This window comes from Nocardioides islandensis (assembly GCF_015352455.1).
GTDB lineage: Bacteria > Actinomycetota > Actinomycetes > Propionibacteriales > Nocardioidaceae > Nocardioides > Nocardioides islandensis.
Genome location: NZ_JADKPN010000003.1, coordinates 211,904 through 229,714 on the forward strand (window position 1 = coordinate 211,904; position 17,811 = coordinate 229,714).

Sequence of the window (17,811 nt, forward strand, 5' to 3'; positions counted from 1 at the left end):
CGCTGCTCGACCACCCATGACCTGGCCCAGGCATGGGAGCGCACCGTCGCAAGCTAGGTGCGCTCCAATGCCTGCTCCAGGTCGGCCCACAGGTCCTCGACGTCCTCGATGCCGACCGACATCCGCACCAGGCCCTCGGGGATCGTCGTGGCCTCGCCCTTCCACCGGCGGCGCCGCTCGAACGTCGACTCGACGCTGCCGAGGGACGTGGCGTGCACCCACAGCGACGTGGAGTGCGTGAGCACGTCGGCGGCCTCGGCGGTCGGCAGCACCACGGCGATGACGGCGCCGAAGCCGGGGTAGCGGACCTCGGCGAAGGCGCCGTGCTCGGACAGCCGACGGGCCAGCTCGGCGGCGTTCGCCTGCGAACGCTCGACCCGCAGGTGCAGGGTGCGCAGCCCGCGCAGGGCCAGCCACGACTCCAGCGTGCCGGGGATCGCGCCGACCAGGTCGCGGCGGCCCTTCAGCACGTCGTACAGCTGCTGGTCCTGCACCACCAGCGCGCCCATGACCACGTCGCTGTGGCCCGCGAGGAACTTGGTGACCGAGTGCAGGACGATGTCGGCGCCGAGCTCGAGCGGCTTCTGCATCAGCGGAGTGGCGAACGTGTTGTCGACGACGACCGACGCCCCGGCTTCGTGGCCGGCCTCGACGAGCCGCTGCACGTCGGCGACCTCCAGCGCCGGGTTCGTCGGCGACTCGATCCACAGCAGCGCCGCGTCGTCCAGCTCGGCGATCACGGCGTCGGTGTCGGCGATGTCCACCAGCACGGCCTTCAACCGACCCCGTGCCTCGAGCTCGCCGAGCTGGCCGATGCTGCCGAGGTACGCGTGCCGCGGCGCGACCACCACACCGTCCTGTCCGACGAGGTCGAGCACCGTCGACACGGCCGCGAGACCGGACGAGAACGCCAGCGCACGCCCGCCCTCGAGCGCGCCGAGCGCCTCCTCGAACGCCGACCAGGTCGGGTTCGCGTACCGCCCGTACTCGAGGGCGCCGCCCGCGACGTACGTCGACGCCATCTGGATCGGCGCGTTCAGCGGCTGGTCGGCCTCGTGCGGCGGCCGCCCCGCGTGCACGACGACCGTCGCGGGGGAGAGGGCTGGGGTGTCACCGGGCATGCGCCCAACGTAGGCCGCTAGGTTGGCTGGCGATGAGCCAGCCCAAGAAGCGCATCGCTGTCGTGTTTGGCGGTCGGTCCAGCGAGCACGCCATCTCCTGCGTCACCGCGGGCAGCGTGCTGCAGGCCATCGACCGCACCAAGTACGACGTCGTGCCGATCGGCATCGCCACCGACGGCCGCTGGGTGCTGGAGTCCGGTGACCCGGAGACCCTGCAGATCCTGGGTCCCGACAAGCTGCCCGAGGTCGACGGCGCGCGTGCCTCGGTGATGCTCGCCCGAGAGTCCGGCACCACGGACCTGGTCGTCCACGAGCCGTCACAGCCGCCGACGACGCTGGGCGAGGTGGACGTCGTCTTCCCCCTGCTGCACGGACCCTGGGGCGAGGACGGCACGATCCAGGGGATGCTCGAGATGGCCGGGGTGAGGTACGTCGGCGCCGGCGTGCTCGCCTCCGCGGTGAGCATGGACAAGGCGTACATGAAGGTCGTGCTCGCGGCTGCCGGGCTCCCGGTGATGACGTCGGTGACGGTGACCGCGCGGGAGTGGTACCGCGACCCCGACCGGGTCACCCACCGGGTCTCGGATCTGGGCTACCCGCTGTTCGTGAAGCCCGCCCGCGGCGGCTCGTCCATCGGCATCTCCAAGGTCCACCACGCCGGCGAGCTCGCCGACGCCATCGAGGAGGCGCACCGCCACGACCCCAAGGCGCTGGTCGAGGTGGCCGCCGAGGGTGCGCGTGAGATCGAGTGCGGCGTGCTCCAGGCCCTCGACGGGTCGCCCGAGACCAGCCTGCCGGCGGAGATCCGGATCACCGGCGACCACGAGTTCTACGATTTCGCGGCCAAGTACCTGCCCGAGGAGCACACCGAGCTCGACGTACCTGCCCACCTCGCCGACGACGTCGCCGCCGAGCTCCGCGACCTGGCGGCGCGGGCGTTCGAGGCCGTCGGCTGCGAGGGCCTGGCCCGCGTGGACTTCTTCGTGTTCCCCGGCGGGGGGATCGTCGTCAACGAGATCAACACGATGCCCGGGTTCACGCCGCTGTCGATGTTCCCGCGCATGTGGGCCGCCTCCGGCCTCGACTACCCGGCGCTCGTCGACCGGCTCATCGAGCTGGCGCTCCGGCGCGACACCGGTCTGCGCTGACGGTCGGGCCGAGCCCTACTTGCAGTCCTGGACCAGCTCCAGGTGGTCCTTGACCGGCTGTGCCAGGTCCGCGATCGCGGCGGCCGGCCCCGACGGCCGGTACTTCCCGGGCACCGTCACCGACACGATCGGCCGGTAGCCGACGGCCGTCAGCGTCGCGTCGGCCTCCTGGTCGTCGAACTGCTCGTCGGGCACGAACCACCCGACGCCGTTGGCGACCTCGCAGGAGGAGAACTGGTCGAAGCCGTCCGGTACGCCGACCCCGCACCGCACGATGATCGCCGGGTCGCCCCAGGCCCGGCCGAGGGCGGCCGCGGGGTTGACCTTGCGGCGGTCGTGACCGGCCAGCCTGTTGGGCAGGTCGTCGAGGAAGGTGTTGCACGTCTGCAGGTCCGCCGCCGACACCTCGGGGGAGTCGAGCGTGACCGGCTCGTCGGCGCAGCCGGCCAGGGGGGCGACCAGCAGCAGAGCGGCGAGCACGCCGACGCCCCGGGCCCTGGCGGGACCGGGGCGTCGTGCCGATCTCGGGGACGGCCTGGTCAGATGTGCACCACCGGGCAGGTGAGGGTGCGGGTGATGCCGTCGAGGTTCTGCACCTTCGAGACCACCAGCTTGCCGAGCTCGTCGACGTTGCGGGCCTCGGCGCGCACGATCACGTCGTACGGGCCGGTGACGTCCTCGGCGAGGGTCACGCCCTTCACCTGGGCGATGGCCCGGGCCACGTCGGCCGCCTTGCCCACGTCGGTCTGGATCAGGATGTAGGCCTGGACGACCATGTTGACTCCTCGTCTCCGGGGGACCGTGCGTTGGCAAACCTACAGGCGACCGCGACTGGTGAGATAGGCGCATGACGATCCCGGACGGACAGACGCTGGCCGATGTGGGGGAGTTCGCGCTGATCGCCGAGCTCGCCGGGCTGTTCCCGCAGGGCGAGCACGTGCTGGTGGGTCCCGGCGACGACGCCGCGGTCCTTCGCGTGCGCACGGGCCACGTCGTCGTCTCGACCGATCTGCTCGTCGAGGGCCGTCACTTCCGCCGCGACTGGGCGAGCGCCGAGGACGTCGGCCACCGTGCCGCCGCGCAGAACCTCTCCGACGTCAACGCGATGGGCGGCACCGCGCACTCGCTCACGATCGGGCTGGCGGCCCCGCCGGACCTGCCCGCGTCGTGGGCCGTCGACTTCGCGAAGGGCTTCGCGGCCGAGTGCGCGCTGGTCGGCGCGAGCGTCGTCGGCGGCGACCTCGCGCGGGCCTCCGAGATCGTCATCGCCGTGACCGTGATCGGCGCCTGCACGCAGGCTCCGGTGCTGCGCTCCGGCGCCCAGCCGGGCCAGGTGGTCGCGCTGCGCGGCCGCCAGGGGTGGGCCGCCGGCGGCCTCGCCGTGCTCGGCCGCGGCTTCCGGTCGCCGCGGGTGCTCGTGGAGGCCTACCGCCGGCCCGAGCCGCCGTACGACGCGGGGCCGGCCGCCGCGGCCGCCGGTGCGACCGCGATGATCGACGTCTCCGACGGCCTGGTCGCCGACGCCGGCCACGTCGCCCGGGACTCCGGCGTGGCCATCGACCTGCACCGCGACGCCTTCGACATCCCCGAGCCCCTGCAGGCCGTGGCCGCGGCCACCGGCAGCGACCCGATGGCCCTGGTGCTCGGTGGCGGCGAGGACCACCCGCTGCTCGCGGCCTTCGCCCCCGCAGCCGTGCCCGACGGCTGGACCGTCGTGGGCGACGTCCGCGAGGGTGAGGGCGTCACCGTGGACGGGGCGGAGTACGACGGGCCCACCGGGTGGGTTCATTTCTGAGCGCGCTCGGGCCGAGCCTGCGAATCCCGAGATGAAGCGTCTCGAGACCTGGTGAGCCGCATGTTCCCCGCAACCACGATTTCGGAAGCCTCTGCCGTCTCGGATAGTCTTTCCCGGTTGCCCCAAGCCGGGCGACCCCTCGTACATCAACTCCCAGGAGCAAGACCGTGGCCGCCGTCTGCGACATCTGCGCCAAGAAGCCGTCCTTCGGCAACAACCGCCCGTGGTCCAAGAAGGCCACCCGCCGGCGCTTCGACCCCAACATCCAGCGCGTCCGCGCGATGGTGAACGGCACCCCGAAGCGCCTCCACGTGTGCACCTCGTGCCTCAAGGCCGGCAAGGTCACCCGCTGACCTGCGGCTGAGCCACCAACCACCAGATCCACCGAGACCCCGGGACACCCCCGGGGTCTTGTCATGTCCGGCCATGTCGGCCGGGCCGGGCCTCTCCGACTAACGTTCCGCAGATGGAGGAGGTCCCCCGCGGCAGCGGCACGGTCGAGCTGGCGGTGGTGCTCCGCTTCGTCGACATCGCGGTGGACGCGCTCGCCGAGGCCCGCGAGGAGATCGACGCCCTCAACGTCTACCCCGTGCCGGACGGCGACACCGGCACGAACATGTACCTCACCGTCGTCGCGGCCCGCGACGCGCTCCGCGACGCCACGGACGCGACACCGGACCTGCTCAGCGGGCTCGCCGCCCTGCGCAAGGGCGCCCTCCTCGGTGCACGCGGCAACAGCGGCGTGATCCTCAGCCAGATGCTCGGTGCCCTGGCCACCACCATCGCCTCTGCGACCGGTGAGGAGCGCAACGCCAGCATCATGGCCCGCGCGCTGCGCGAGGCGACCGAGAGCGCGTACGCCGCCGTCGGCACCCCCGTCGAGGGCACCATCCTCACCGTCGTCCGCGCCGCGGCCGAGGCCGCAGAGGAGCGCGCGGGCCACGACGGCGCCCGCGCCCGCGACGTCTTCGCCTCTGCCGCGGCGGCCGCTCGCGAGGCGCTCGCCCGCACGCCGGACCAGCTGGCCGTGCTGCGCGCCGCGGGCGTGGTCGACGCGGGCGGCCGCGGGCTGAGCGTCATCCTGGACGCCGCCGAGACTGCGCTGACCGGCCGGCGGCCGGTCCCGGTCACCGCGCCGATCGGGTCGCACCGCATCCCGATCCCGGTGGAGCAGCAGGGGCACGCCCTGACGGCCGACGGGCCGGCGTACGAGGTCATGTACCTCCTCGACGCCGACGACCATCACGTCGGCGGCCTCAAGGCCAGGCTGGCCACGCTCGGTGACTCCCTGGTCGTCGTCGGCGGCGACGGCCTCTGGAACGTCCACGTGCACGTCGACGACGTGGGGGCCGCGGTCGAGGCCGGCATCGCGGCCGGCCGGCCGTACCGGATCCGGGTGACGCACTTCGCCGAGCAGGTGGCCGCGGCACAGGGACGGCGTAGGTCGTCCCGCGCGGGCCGCCAGGTCGTCGCCGTGGCCGCGGGGCCGGGGCTCGAGAAGCTCTTCGAGGAGGCCGGTGCGACCGTGGTGGTGGGCGGGCCGGGCAACCGTCCCTCGACCGGGATGATCCTCGACGCCATCCACGCCTCCGGAGCCCGGGAGGTCGTGGTGCTGCCGAACGACCCCGACTCCGTGCGGGCCGCGCAGGCGGCCGCGCGGCAGGCCGAGGACGACGAGGGCATCAGGGTCGCGGTGATCCCGACCGAGGCCCAGGTGCAGGGGCTGGCGGCGCTGGCCGTCCACGAGCCCGGGCGGCCCTTCGACCAGGACGTCCTGGAGATGACCGCCACCGCGCGGCACGCTCGGCACGGCGCGGTCACGATCGCGGCCAAGCAGGCGATGACGATGGCCGGACCGTGCGAACCGGGTGACGTGCTCGGCGTGGTGGCCGGCGACTTCGCCGTCGTCGGTCACGACCTCGACGCGGTCGCCACCGACGTGCTCGAGCGCCTGCTCGCCGGTGGCGGTGAGCTGGTGACGGTGGTGGCCGGCCACGGCGGGCACGACCTCGCGCGCCGTACCGCGACGGCCGTGGAGGAGCGCCACCCCCATGTCGACGTCATGGTGTACGACGGCGGTCAGGAGCGGTACCCGCTCCTGATGTCCGTCGAGTAGGAACCCGAGGAACCGGCCCGTGATCACCGTCGACTCGCCGCTGACCGTCGTGGTCGGCGACCAGGCCACCAAGCGCAAGCGGATGGCCGAGGGTCTCGGCCTGCACACGGTCGGCGACCTGCTGCGCCACTTCCCGCGGCGCTACGTCAAGGCCGGCGAGCTGACCCGCGTCGCGGACCTGCACGAGGGCGAGGTGCTCACGGTCGTCGGCGAGATCGCCCGGAGCGAGCTGAAGCAGTACCGCGACCGGCGTACCAACCGCATGGCGTTCCGCCTCGAGACCGTGCTGCAGACCGACGGCCCGCGGCTGCGGATGACGTTCTTCGCCAAGAGTGCCCACACCGCGCGCTGGCAGGAGGGCCGGCTCGCGGTCGGCCGCCGCGGAGTGTTCGTCGGCCAGGTGAGCAGCTTCCGTGGCGAGTGGCAGCTGACCAACCCGAAGATGATCCTCTTCGGCGTCTCCAACGCCGAGGAGGGCGAGGCCGACGTCGTCGACAGCTACGGCGACCTGTACCCCATCTACCCGCAGACCAAGGGCGTGGAGTCCTGGGACATCCAGCGTGCGGTGAGCTTCGCGCGGTCGGTGGTCGACGACGTACCCGACCTCATCCCCGAGTCCGTCATGGACGAGCACGACCTGGTCGACGCGCGCACGGCCCTCGACCTGGTGCACGCGCCGGACACCTTCGCCCAGGTGGAGGTGGCCCGGCGGCGCTACCGGTTCGAGGAGGCGCTGGTCACCCAGGTGGTGCTCGCACGCCGCCGGGCCTACCTGCATGCGCAGGGCGCCCAGGCCCGCACCGGCGGTGGCGGCCTGCTGGCGGCCTTCGACGCGCGGCTGCCCTTCGAGCTGACCGCGGGTCAGCGCGAGGTCGCCGAGGCGGTCGAGGCCGACCTGGCCCAGCCGCACCCGATGAACCGGCTGCTCCAGGGCGAGGTCGGCTCCGGCAAGACCGTCGTCGCCCTCAGGGCCATGCTGCGCGTGGTGGACTCCGGTGGGCAGGCCGCGTTGCTGGCGCCGACCGAGGTGCTCGCGCAGCAGCACTTCCGGTCGATCACGGCCATGCTCGGCGACCTGGCCGCCGGCGGCATGCTGGGCGGCGCCGCCGACGGCACCACCGTCGCCCTGCTCACCGGCTCGATGGGCAAGGCCGCGCGGGCGGAGGCGATGTCGCGGATGGCCAGCGGCGAGGCCGGCATCACCGTGGGCACCCACGCACTGCTCGAGGACAAGGTGATGTTCGCCGACCTCGGCCTGGTCGTCGTCGACGAGCAGCACCGGTTCGGCGTCGAGCAGCGCGCGGCACTGACCGACAAGGCGGGCTTCCCGCCCCACGTGCTGGTGATGACGGCGACGCCCATCCCGCGCACCGTTGCGATGACCGTGTTCGGCGACCTCGAGGTCTCGACCCTGACCGAGCTGCCCGCGGGCCGGGCGCCGATCCAGACCAACGTCGTGCCGCTCGCCGAGCAGCCCACCTGGATCGACCGGGTCTGGCAGCGGGTGCGCGAGGAGGTCGAGAAGGGGCACCAGGCGTACGTCGTGTGCCCGCGCATCACCGGCGACGAGCTCGAGGAGGGGGAGCGCGACGTCCTCGAGGTCGGCGAGGACGACGAGGTCCCCGTGCCGGCGCCGAAGCAGTCGCTGAGCGCCGTCACCGAGGTCGTCGAGCAGCTCGCCTCCGGCCCCCTGGCCGGGCTACGGGTCGAGATGCTGCACGGCAAGCTCCCGCCCGACGAGAAGGACCGCGTCATGCGGGCCTTCGCCGCCGGTGAGATCGACGTGCTCGTGTCGACCACCGTCATCGAGGTCGGCGTCGACGTCGCGAACGCGACGACGATGGTGCTGCTGGACGCCGACCGCTTCGGGATCTCGCAGCTGCACCAGATGCGCGGCCGGGTCGGCCGCGGCGGGCTGCCGGGGCTCTGCCTGCTGGTCAGCCACGCCGAGGCCGGCTCGCCGGCGCGCGAGCGGCTGGATGCCGTCGCGGCCACCACCGACGGGTTCGCGCTCAGCCGGCTCGACCTCGACCAGCGCCGCGAGGGGGACGTCCTCGGCAGCTCGCAGTCCGGCTTCCGGTCCAGCCTCACCATGCTGCGGGTGCTGCGCGACGAGGACACGATCGTGGCCGCCCGGCAGGCCGCGGTCGGGCTCCTGGAGCGCGACCCGGACCTCGGGAGCGCGCCCGCTCTCGCCGCCGCAGTGGCGGAGTTGGAGCAATCACGGCAGTCTGACTTCATGGAGAAGGCGTAGCGCCGTCCCCATGACCAGGATCATCGGGGGAATGGCCGGGGGGCGGCGTATCGACGCCCCCCGGGGCACGAGCACGCGGCCGAGCAGCGACCGGGTCCGCGAGGCGCTCTTCTCGGCGATCGAGTCCTGGTGCGGTTCGCTGCAGGGTCTGCGGTTCCTCGACCTGTACGCCGGCTCCGGCGCGGTCGGCCTCGAGGCGTGGTCGCGGGGCGCCGGCGTGGTCACCCTCGTCGAGCAGGACCGTCGCACGGCCGCGCTCATCACGACCAACGCCCGCGCGATCGGGTTCGCCAAGGCCCAGGTCGTCGTCGCCTCGGTGGCCGCGACGCTCCTGCGGCCGCCCTCGGCGCCGTACGACGTCGTCTTCCTCGACCCGCCGTACCCCACCCCGGCCGACGAGGTCGACGGCAACCTCGACCGCGTGGCCGCCGAGTGGGTCGTGCCGGGCGGCATGGTCGTCGTGGAGCGCTCCTCGCGGGGGCGCGGCCCGACGTGGCCGGAGGGTTTCGAGGACACGCGCGAGCGGAAGTACGGCGAGACGACGCTGCACTACGCCCACGCGGCCCGCCGCTGACGGCACGCCCGCCTGGTCTGGGAGGATCTGGCCGTGCCCCACCCACCGACCAGAGCCGTCTGCCCCGGGTCGTTCGACCCGGTCACCCTCGGTCACCTGGACGTCGTGCGCCGCGCGGCCGCGCTGTTCGACGAGGTCGTGGTCGCCGTCGGCGTGAACCCCTCCAAGAGCCGGCTGTTCTCCGCCGAGGAGCGGCTGTCCATGCTCGAGCGCGCGTGCGCCGGCATCGAGCGGGTCCGGGTGGCGTCGTTCACGGGGCTGCTGACGACCTTCTGCACCGAGAACGACGTGCACGCGATCGTCAAGGGACTGCGCGCCGGCACCGACTTCGACTACGAGCTGCCGATGGCGCACATGAACGCGACGCTGGCCCCGGGGGTCGAGACGGTCTACCTGCCGACCAGCGCGGGCTGGTCGTTCGTGAGCTCGAGCCTGGTCAAGGAGGTCGCCGGGTTCGGGGCTGACGTCACCAGGTTCGTGCCGGACTTCGTCGCCGAGGCCCTCAGGGCCCGGCTGACCAGCGGGGATGCGGCAACCGGAGACTGACTCCTCGTCGGCCAGGGATTTTGCCGGGGCTGGGGCTCGGCGGATACGCTGCAGCCTGATCTGCGTGCAACGGATGCCGGAAGTGAACCACCTGAACAAGTTGGACCCGAGAGCGCCGCTCGTGCTCGACACTCGCGAGCTCGGCCGCCGCCCGGGGTCCCAGCATCAGGTGTCACGGTCGGTCCCTGCGCCCGCGGATCTGGGCATCGAAGTCCTCCGTGTCCCGGAAGGTACGCCGGTCGAGCTCGACCTGCGGCTGGAAGCGGTCATGGAGGGGGTCTTGGTCACGGGCACGGCGCGAGCCGGGCTCGAGGGCGAGTGCGTGCGGTGCCTGGGGCCGATCACCGACGAGATCGAGGTCGACCTCCAGGAGCTGTACGTCTACGACGACCAGCAGCACGACCCCGATGAGGACGACGAGGTCAGCACGCTCCAGGACGACCTGCTCGACCTGGAGCCCCTGCTGCGGGACGCGGTGGTGCTCGCACTGCCGTTCCAGCCCTTGTGCGGCCCGGACTGTCCCGGACTGTGCCCCGAGTGCGGGGCGCGGCTCGCGGACGACCCGGACCACGCGCACGAGGAGCCGGTGGACCCGCGGTGGGCAGTGCTGAAGGAGATGTCCGAGCCCGGTGCCCAGATCCACCAAGACGACACCCGTCAGTAAGTCAGGAGAGAACAGTGGCAGTCCCGAAGCGGAAGATGTCGCGCAGCAACACGCGTCACCGTCGCTCGCAGTGGAAGGCCGTCGCGCCGACCCTGGTCACGTGCGCCAACCCGGCCTGCGGCGCCAAGCACCTGCCGCACCGTGCGTGCGGCACGTGCGGCCAGTACGGCGCCCGGTCCGATCGTCGTCAGGTCCTCTGACCCGGTCGTCGTCCTGACCAACTACGGCACGCTCCGCGAGGCACTCGGGGATCCGGTCCTGGAGCCCGAGCTCCTCGAGCGCGCCCTCACGCACCGCTCGTTCGCCTACGAGAACGGCGGGCTGCCCACCAACGAGCGGCTGGAGTTCCTCGGGGACTCGGTGCTCGGTGTGGTGGTGACCGAGACGCTGTACCGCATCCACCCGGACCTCTCCGAGGGCCGGCTGGCCAAGCTGCGCGCCGCCGTGGTCAACGCGCGCGCCCTGGCCGACGTGGGCCGCGACATCGGTCTCGGCCAGCACGTCAAGCTCGGCCGCGGCGAGGAGTCGACCGGCGGCCGCGCGAAGGCCTCGATCCTGTCCGACACCGTCGAGGCGGTGATCGGCGCGGTGCACCTCAGCGGCGGCTTCGACGCCTCCGCCCCGCTGGTGCACATGCTCTTCGACCCGCTGATCGAGGCCGCCTCCGCGATGGGGGCCGGCCTGGACTGGAAGACCTCCCTCCAGGAGCTGTCGGCCGAACGCGGGCTCGGTGTCCCGGAGTACGTCATCCAGGACGAGGGCCCCGACCACATGAAGACGTTCACCGCCCAGGTGCGAGTCGGCGAGGACCTCTACGGCAACGGCGTCGGCCGCTCCAAGAAGGAGGCCGAGCAGGCCGCCGCGGAGACGGCGTACGGCGAGCTCTCCCAGCTGTCCTCCGCGGCCTCCGCCGACGACTGAGCCGGAGCCCGCGTGCCCGAGCTCCCGGAGGTCGAGGTCGTCCGCCTCGGACTCGAGTCGCACGTCGTCGGCGCGGCGATCGAGTCCGTCGAGGTGCTGCACCCGCGTCCGGTTCGCCGCGACCACCGCGGGTCGACGGGGTTCGCGTCGGCGCTGACCGGCCGGCGGGTGGTGGCCGCCCGGCGGCGCGGCAAGTACTTCTGGCTCGCCCTCGACAACGGCGACGCGCTGCTCGGCCACCTCGGCATGAGCGGCCAGATGCTCGTCCAGCCGGTCGGCGCCCCGGACGACCGCCACCTGCGGGTGCGGTTCACGCTCGGCGGAGACGGGTTCGCCGGCCGCGAGCTGAGGTTCGCCGACCAGCGCATGTTCGGCGGGCTGCTGGTGTCGGAGGGCGGCGCCGAGCTGCCGACCGAGATCGCACACATCGCCCGCGACCCGCTGGACCCCGAGTTCGACGACGACGGGTTCGTGCGCCGGGTCCGCAGACGGCAGTCGGGCATCAAGCGTCAGCTGCTCGACCAGACCCTGGTGTCCGGTGTCGGCAACATCTACGCCGACGAGGCGCTGTGGCGGGCGCAGATCCACGGGGAGCGGCGCGGCGACCGGCTCAGCACCGCCCAGGTACGTGAGCTGCTCGGGCACGCGCGGACGGTGATGACCGCGGCCCTGGGCCAGGGCGGCACGTCGTTCGACGCGCTGTACGTCAACGTGAACGGCCAGTCCGGGTACTTCGACCGGTCGCTGCACGCGTACGGCCGCGAGGACGAGCCGTGCGACCGCTGTGGCACCCCGATGAGGCGGGTCGCGTTCATGAACCGCTCGTCGTACTTCTGCCCCGTCTGCCAGCCGGCGCCCCGACGCACGACCAGACACACGACCCGCCGCACCGGCCCCGTCAGACGGGTCCAATCGGGTGCCGCGCCGGATTGACCGGACGCGCCCGGAGTGTCACCCTTGAAGACGGCCCCTCATCGGGTCGTCACCCGTATTCCGGAAGGCTTCTACTACATGGCCAAGGCGCTGCTCGGCACCTTCCACAGCGACCAGCGGACCGCCGCGAACCTCTCGTCGGAGAACATGCGTCTCCGCATGCGCGTGCGTGACCTGGAAGAGCTCGTTGCCCGCCTGCAGGACGAGAACGACCACCTGGCGCAAGCCGCGGCGGCCGCTGCTCTTCTCGACCTCCAGAGCGAAGAGCTCAAGGAGATGCAGCCGGTCTGACCGGCGACCCATGAGGGCGGTCGAGCCGGCCGCCCTGATGTACGCGCGACCGTGAGATCCCTCGACGACACGATCGCCCCGCGGCGCCTCGGCACGTCCTTCCGCTGGCTGCTGGGAGCCACGTGGGTCAGCAACATCGGCGACGGCTTCGCCATCGCGGCCGGGCCGCTGCTGGTCGCCTCCCAGACCCACGACCCGTTGCTGGTGGCGCTGGCGGCGTTCGTGCAGTGGACGCCGCCGTTCCTCTTCGGCCTGTGGGCCGGCGTGCTGTCGGACCGGATGGACCGCAAGGTCCTGGTGATCACCGTCGACCTGATGCGGGCCGTGGTCGTCCTGGTGCTGGTGGGCACGATCGTCACCGACGCGGTGTCGATCCCGGTCGTGCTGGTCGCGCTGTTCCTGCTCGGGACCGCGGAGGTGTTCGTCGACAACACCGCGGCCACCCTGCTGCCGATGATCGTGCACCGCGACGACCTGGCCATCGCCAACGCCCGGGTGCAGGTCGGGTTCATCACGATCAACCAGCTCGTCGGGCCGCCCATCGGGGCGGCCCTCTTCGCGGCCGGGACGGCGTACCCGTTCATCGGCCAGGTGGCCGTCATCGTGCTGAGCGCGATGCTCACGTCGCGGATCGTCCTGCCGCCGCACGGCCGCACCGCGGACGAGAAGCGCCCCGTCCGGCACGACATCGTCGAGGGGGTGCGGTGGACCCTCCACCACGCCGCCGTACGCACGCTGGTGCTCACCATCTTCATCTTCAACATCACCTTCGGCGCCGCGTGGTCCGTCCTGGTGCTGTACGCCCTGCGCCGCCTCGGCCTCGGCGAGGTCGGCTTCGGGCTGCTGACCACCTGCGGGGCCGCCGGGGGGCTGGCCGGGACGCTGGCGTACGGCTGGATCACCCGCCACGTCACCCTGGGCAACCTCATGCGCATCGGGCTGGTCATCGAGACGCTGACGCACCTGGCGCTGGCGCTCACGACCGTCCCCTGGGTGGCGATGGCCATCTTCTTCGTGTTCGGCGCGCACGCGTTCGTGTGGGGCACGACCTCGATCACCGTCCGCCAGCGAGCGGTCCCGTCGCGCCTGCAGGGCCGGGTGGGCTCGGTGAACCTGATCGGCACGTACGGCGGCCTGGTGATCGGCTCCGGTGTGGGTGGCCTGGTCGCCCGTCAGTGGGGCGTGACGGGCCCGTTCTGGTTCGCCTTCGCCGGCTCCGCCCTCTTCGTCGTCCTCATCTGGGGCCAGCTACGTCACATCGCGCACACCGACGAGGCGCCCGTGGCGGGGTAGTCCGGTGTGTTTGGGTCGTCGCCTCCGGCGTTTCGCGACCCAAACACACCGGACTATCCCGGAACGACGCAGTCACAGCTCGACGCAGAACTCGTTGCCGCCGGGGTCGAGCATCACGGTGAGGGCGCTCTCGTCGGTGCCGTGGACGGCCTGGACGGTGGCGCCGAGGGACTCGAGGCGGGCGACCTCGTCGGGGACGGTGCCCGGGGCGCGGAGGTCGAGGTGGAGGCGGTTCTTGGCCGTCTTGGGCTCGGTGACGCGCTGGAACCACAGGTTCACGCCGCCCCAACCGGGCGCCTCGACGTACGCCTTGTCTGACGTGGAGTCCTCGTCGAGCTCGCCGCCCAGCGCCGCGGCCCAGAACGTGGCGACGGGCAGGGCGTCGTCGCAGTCGACGGTGATGCTCTTGATCCAGCTCGTGACAGCCATCCACCGACCGTACGGCGGGCAGGCCGACACACGCAGGCGGGTTTCGGGGCCAGGGGCCCCGGGCGATTAGGCTGGGCGGGCTGCTTCCCCGCGCACACCAGACCGACTTGCTCGGCCGACGCATGTCCGGACACACCGGCGTGAGGAGCTCCGTTGTACCTGAAGAGCCTGACCCTGAAGGGGTTCAAGTCCTTCGCGTCCTCGACCACGCTGCAGCTCGAGCCGGGCATCACCTGCATCGTCGGGCCGAACGGCTCCGGCAAGTCGAACGTCGTCGACGCCCTCGCCTGGGTGATGGGCGAGCAGGGCGCGAAGTCGCTGCGCGGCGGCAAGATGGAGGACGTCATCTTCGCCGGCACGTCCGGCCGCCCGCCGCTGGGCCGCGCCGAGGTGCTGCTGACGATCGACAACTCCGACGGGGCGCTCCCGATCGAGTACGCCGAGGTGACGATCAGCCGCACGATGTTCCGCTCGGGTGGCTCGGAGTACGCCATCAACGGCACCTCGTGCCGGCTGCTGGACGTGCAGGAGCTGCTGAGCGACTCCGGCATCGGCCGGGAGATGCACGTCATCGTCGGGCAGGGCCAGCTCGACACGATCCTGCACGCGACGCCCGAGGACCGCCGTGGGTTCATCGAGGAGGCGGCCGGCGTCCTCAAGCACCGCAAGCGCAAGGAGAAGGCGCTCCGCAAGCTGGACGCCACCGACGGCAACCTAACCCGCCTCAACGACCTGCTCACCGAGATCCGCCGCCAGCTCAAGCCGCTCGGCCGCCAGGCCGAGGTCGCCCGCCAGGCCGCGACGGTGCAGGCCGACGTGCGCGACGCGCGAGCGCGACTGATGGCCGACGACCTGGTCACCGCGCGGACGGCGCTCGAGCAGGAGATGGCCGACGAGACGATCCTGGTCGAGCGGCAGAAGGAGGTCGAGCGCCTCCTCGCCGAGTCGCGGGAGCGCGAGACCGCGCTGGAGACCTCGCTGCGCGAGGACCTGCCGGCGCTCTCCCGGGCGCAGGACACGTGGTTCTCGCTGTCCGGGCTGCGCGAGCGGCTGCGTGGCACCCAGTCGCTGGCCGCCGAGCGGCTGCGCAACGCCGCGTCCGCCGACACCGAGCCGGCCGAGTCCGGGCGCGACCCGGAGGCGCTCGAGGCCGAGGCCGCCCAGGTACGTCAGCAGGAGCAGGCCATCGCCGCCGAGGTGGAGACGCACCGCACGGCGCTCGAGGACTCGGTGACCGCGCGGCGTACCGCCGAGGAGGCCGCGACCGAGGAGGAGCGTCGCGTGGCGGGCCTGGTCCGCGCCGCGGCCGACCGCCGCGAGGGGCTGGCCCGCCTGCACGGCCAGGTCAACGCGCTGCGCACCCGTGCCGCGGCGGCCGACGACGAGATCGGACGGCTCCGCGACGCCCGCCAGGAGGCCGTGACCCGGGCCGACCGCGCCCAGCGCGACTTCACCGCGCTGGAGACCAAGGTCGCGGGTCTGGACGCCGGCGAGGAGGGCCTGGACGCCGAGCACGAGGCGGCGTCTGCGTTGTACGACGACATCAGCGCCCGGCTGGAGAAGGCCCGCGACGAGGTCCAGCTCGCCGACCGCGAGCGGTCCGCGCTGGCAGCCCGCCGGGAGGCCCTCGAGATGGGGCTCAACCGGCGCGACGGCGCGGGCGCGCTGCTCGCGGCGACCGAGCATGTCTCCGGGCTGATGGGCTCGGTGGCGGCGCTCCTGTCGGTGCGACCGGGCTACGAGACCGCGGTCGCCGCGGCCCTCGGCTCGGCTGCCGACGCGGTGGCGGTGACGGATCCCGACGCGGCGATCTCCGCGATCGGCCACCTCAAGACCCACGACCTGGGCCGCGCCGGGCTGGTGCTGGGGGGCTCGACCACCCCGGACGAGCAGTGGCCCGGCCTGCCCGGCCACGCGACGTACGCCCTCGACGCCGTCGAGTGCCCCGACGACCTGCGCGGCTCGCTGGTGCGGCTGCTGCACAAGGTCGCCGTGGTCGACGACCTGCCGACGGCCCGTGCTCTGGTCGCCGACCTTCCCGACGTCACGGCGGTGACGCGCGAGGGCGACGTGCTCGGCGCGTACGCCGCCGCGGGCGGTTCCTCGTCCCAGCCGAGCCTGCTCGAGATCCAGGCCGCCGTCGACGAGGCGTCGTCCCAGCTGGCCGAGGCGACCCGGGTCAGCGAGCGCCTCGGCTTCGACATCGCGCGGCTGGAGAGCGAGCGACTCGACGCCAAGCAGCGGGTCGACGTCGCGCTCGCGCGGCTGCACGAGTCCGACGCGACCCTGGCGGCGGTGGCCGAGCAGCTCGGCCAGCACGGCTCGCAGGCGCGGGGTGCGCGGGCCGAGGCCGAGCGGCTCGACGCGGCCATCGTCGGCGCGGAGACCGCACGCGACCAGGACCTGGCCGGGCTGGCCGACCTCGAGCAGCGGCTGACCGCCGCCGAGGCGGCGCCCGACGAGGAGCCGGACACCAGCGAGCGCGAGCGGCTGGCCGAGGCGGCCCGCGCCTCCCGTGCCAAGGAGATGGAGTCGCGGCTGGCTCTGCGCACCTCCGAGGAGCGGGCCCGCGCGCTGCAGGGGCGGGCCGACTCCCTGCTCTCCGCGGCCCGGGCCGAGCGCGACTCCCGCGCCCGCGCGGCGGAGCGTCGCGAGCGGCTGGTCCGCGAGGGCCGGGCCGCCGAGGCGGTCGGCACCGCGGTCGCTGTCGTCCTCGGCAAGCTGGAGGTCTCGGTGCACCGCGCCGCGGAGGAGCGGGCCGCGGTCGAGGCGGCGCGCCAGGAGCGCGAGCAGGAGCTGCTCTCGGTCCGGTCGACCCTCCGCACCCTGGCCGCCGAGCACGACGAGCTGGTGAGCTCGGTGCACCGCGACGAGATGGCGCGCACCCAGCAGAAGATGCGCATCGAGCAGCTGGCCGAGCGCGCGATCGAGGAGCTCGGGCTGGACCTCGAGGGTCTGGTCGGCGAGTACGGCCCGGAGAACCTCGTCCCGGCCACGACCCCGGACGAGGACGGGAGTTTCCCCGACCCGACGCCGTACGTCCGCGAGGAGCAGCAGAAGCGCCTCCGTACCGCCGAGCGGTCGCTGGCCATGCTGGGCCGGGTGAACCCGCTGGCGCTGGAGGAGTTCACCGCGATGGAGGAGCGGCACAAGTTCCTCACCGAGCAGCTCGAGGACCTCAAGAAGACCCGCAAGGACCTCCTCGACATCGTCCGCGAGGTCGACGCGCGGGTGGAACAGGTGTTCACCGAGGCGTACGCCGACGTGTCGGCGGCCTTCGACTCGACGTTCACGCGGCTGTTCCCCGGCGGTGAGGGTCGGCTGGTGCTCACCGACCCCGACGACATGCTCAACACCGGCATCGAGGTCGAGGCCCGGCCCGCCGGCAAGAAGGTCAAGCGGCTGTCGCTGCTCTCCGGTGGCGAGCGGTCGCTGGTCGCCGTGGCGTTCCTGGTCGCCCTGTTCAAGGCGCGGCCGTCACCGTTCTACATCCTCGACGAGGTCGAGGCCGCCCTCGACGACACCAACCTGGGCCGGCTGCTGGAGATCTACGAGGAGCTGCGCGAGAACTCCCAGCTCCTGGTCATCACCCACCAGAAGCGGACCATGGAGGTCGGCGACGCGCTGTACGGCGTCACCATGCGCGGCGACGGCGTCTCGGCCGTCATCTCCCAGCGGCTCCGCGAGGCCGAGGCGGGATGACGGGCCTGACTGTGCCAAGGTGGA

18 protein-coding genes are annotated in these 17,811 nt (G+C 72.8%); 14 read left to right on the plus strand and 4 right to left on the minus strand.

The window, feature by feature from the left end:
* Positions 1–53 precede the first annotated feature (53 nt).
* A complete protein-coding gene (locus ISU07_RS08430; protein ID WP_194706324.1) occupies positions 54–1,121 on the minus strand; it encodes a trans-sulfuration enzyme family protein in 1,068 nt (355 codons plus the stop codon).
* A 32-nt stretch (positions 1,122–1,153) separates the two neighbouring features.
* On the opposite strand from ISU07_RS08430, the gene ISU07_RS08435 reads away from it, so the two are divergent.
* Positions 1,154–2,269 (plus strand): D-alanine--D-alanine ligase family protein, encoded by a 1,116-nt coding sequence (locus ISU07_RS08435; protein ID WP_194706325.1) that lies wholly within the window; start codon positions 1,154–1,156, stop codon positions 2,267–2,269.
* A gap of 15 nt (positions 2,270–2,284) precedes the next feature.
* Here ISU07_RS08435 and ISU07_RS08440 read toward each other — a convergent pair whose 3' ends face one another.
* Both ISU07_RS08440 and ISU07_RS08445 read right to left on the minus strand, forming a co-directional pair.
* On the minus strand, positions 2,285–2,749 hold the full coding sequence (locus tag ISU07_RS08440; protein ID WP_194706326.1) for a DUF3515 domain-containing protein: 465 nt from the start codon (positions 2,747–2,749) through the stop codon (positions 2,285–2,287).
* 59 nt (positions 2,750–2,808) lie between these two features.
* Positions 2,809–3,045 carry an Lrp/AsnC family transcriptional regulator gene (locus tag ISU07_RS08445; protein ID WP_151081652.1) on the minus strand — a complete coding sequence of 79 codons (237 nt, stop codon included), beginning with the start codon at positions 3,043–3,045 and terminating at the stop codon, positions 2,809–2,811.
* Between the two features lie 71 nt (positions 3,046–3,116).
* On the opposite strand from ISU07_RS08445, the gene ISU07_RS08450 reads away from it, so the two are divergent.
* From ISU07_RS08450 to ISU07_RS08505, 12 genes are all read left to right on the plus strand, one after another.
* A complete protein-coding gene (locus tag ISU07_RS08450) occupies positions 3,117–4,064 on the plus strand; it encodes a thiamine-phosphate kinase (RefSeq protein WP_194706327.1) in 948 nt (315 codons plus the stop codon).
* A gap of 167 nt (positions 4,065–4,231) precedes the next feature.
* Entirely contained in the window at positions 4,232–4,417 is a 186-nt protein-coding gene (gene rpmB / locus ISU07_RS08455) for a 50S ribosomal protein L28 (RefSeq protein ID WP_194706328.1), read from the plus strand.
* Positions 4,418–4,530: 113 nt separating this feature from the next.
* The gene (locus ISU07_RS08460) at positions 4,531–6,180 is read left to right on the plus strand and encodes a DAK2 domain-containing protein (RefSeq protein WP_194706329.1); all 1,650 of its coding nucleotides are present in this window, start codon (positions 4,531–4,533) and stop codon (positions 6,178–6,180) included.
* 19 nt (positions 6,181–6,199) lie between these two features.
* On the plus strand, positions 6,200–8,434 hold the full coding sequence (locus ISU07_RS08465; RefSeq protein WP_323742502.1) for an ATP-dependent DNA helicase RecG: 2,235 nt from the start codon (positions 6,200–6,202) through the stop codon (positions 8,432–8,434).
* A 10-nt stretch (positions 8,435–8,444) separates the two neighbouring features.
* Positions 8,445–9,008 carry a 16S rRNA (guanine(966)-N(2))-methyltransferase RsmD gene (rsmD, locus tag ISU07_RS08470; protein ID WP_194706330.1) on the plus strand — a complete coding sequence of 188 codons (564 nt, stop codon included), beginning with the start codon at positions 8,445–8,447 and terminating at the stop codon, positions 9,006–9,008.
* A 33-nt stretch (positions 9,009–9,041) separates the two neighbouring features.
* Entirely contained in the window at positions 9,042–9,554 is a 513-nt protein-coding gene (gene coaD / locus ISU07_RS08475) for a pantetheine-phosphate adenylyltransferase (protein WP_194706331.1), read from the plus strand.
* Positions 9,555–9,822: 268 nt separating this feature from the next.
* Entirely contained in the window at positions 9,823–10,218 is a 396-nt protein-coding gene (locus ISU07_RS08480; RefSeq protein WP_323742503.1) for a YceD family protein, read from the plus strand.
* Positions 10,219–10,232: 14 nt separating this feature from the next.
* Positions 10,233–10,418: a 50S ribosomal protein L32 gene (rpmF, locus tag ISU07_RS08485; RefSeq protein WP_194706333.1), complete on the plus strand. Its 186-nt coding sequence runs from the start codon at positions 10,233–10,235 to the stop codon at positions 10,416–10,418.
* Positions 10,399–11,139, plus strand: a complete 741-nt coding sequence (gene rnc / locus ISU07_RS08490; protein ID WP_194706428.1) for a ribonuclease III — start codon at positions 10,399–10,401, stop codon at positions 11,137–11,139. Before rpmF ends, rnc begins: the two co-directional genes overlap by 20 nt.
* A 12-nt stretch (positions 11,140–11,151) precedes the next feature.
* Positions 11,152–12,072, plus strand: a complete 921-nt coding sequence (gene mutM, locus ISU07_RS08495) for a bifunctional DNA-formamidopyrimidine glycosylase/DNA-(apurinic or apyrimidinic site) lyase (protein WP_194706334.1) — start codon at positions 11,152–11,154, stop codon at positions 12,070–12,072.
* 78 nt (positions 12,073–12,150) lie between these two features.
* Positions 12,151–12,363 (plus strand): hypothetical protein, encoded by a 213-nt coding sequence (locus ISU07_RS08500; RefSeq protein ID WP_194706335.1) that lies wholly within the window; start codon positions 12,151–12,153, stop codon positions 12,361–12,363.
* Between the two features lie 51 nt (positions 12,364–12,414).
* Positions 12,415–13,656 (plus strand): MFS transporter, encoded by a 1,242-nt coding sequence (locus tag ISU07_RS08505; RefSeq protein ID WP_194706336.1) that lies wholly within the window; start codon positions 12,415–12,417, stop codon positions 13,654–13,656.
* 72 nt (positions 13,657–13,728) lie between these two features.
* Here ISU07_RS08505 and ISU07_RS08510 read toward each other — a convergent pair whose 3' ends face one another.
* A complete protein-coding gene (locus ISU07_RS08510; RefSeq protein WP_194706337.1) occupies positions 13,729–14,085 on the minus strand; it encodes a VOC family protein in 357 nt (118 codons plus the stop codon).
* 153 nt (positions 14,086–14,238) lie between these two features.
* Here ISU07_RS08510 and smc point away from each other — a divergent pair, with 153 nt between their 5' ends.
* Positions 14,239–17,787, plus strand: a complete 3,549-nt coding sequence (gene smc, locus ISU07_RS08515; RefSeq protein WP_194706338.1) for a chromosome segregation protein SMC — start codon at positions 14,239–14,241, stop codon at positions 17,785–17,787.
* The last annotated feature ends 24 nt before the right edge of the window (positions 17,788–17,811 follow it).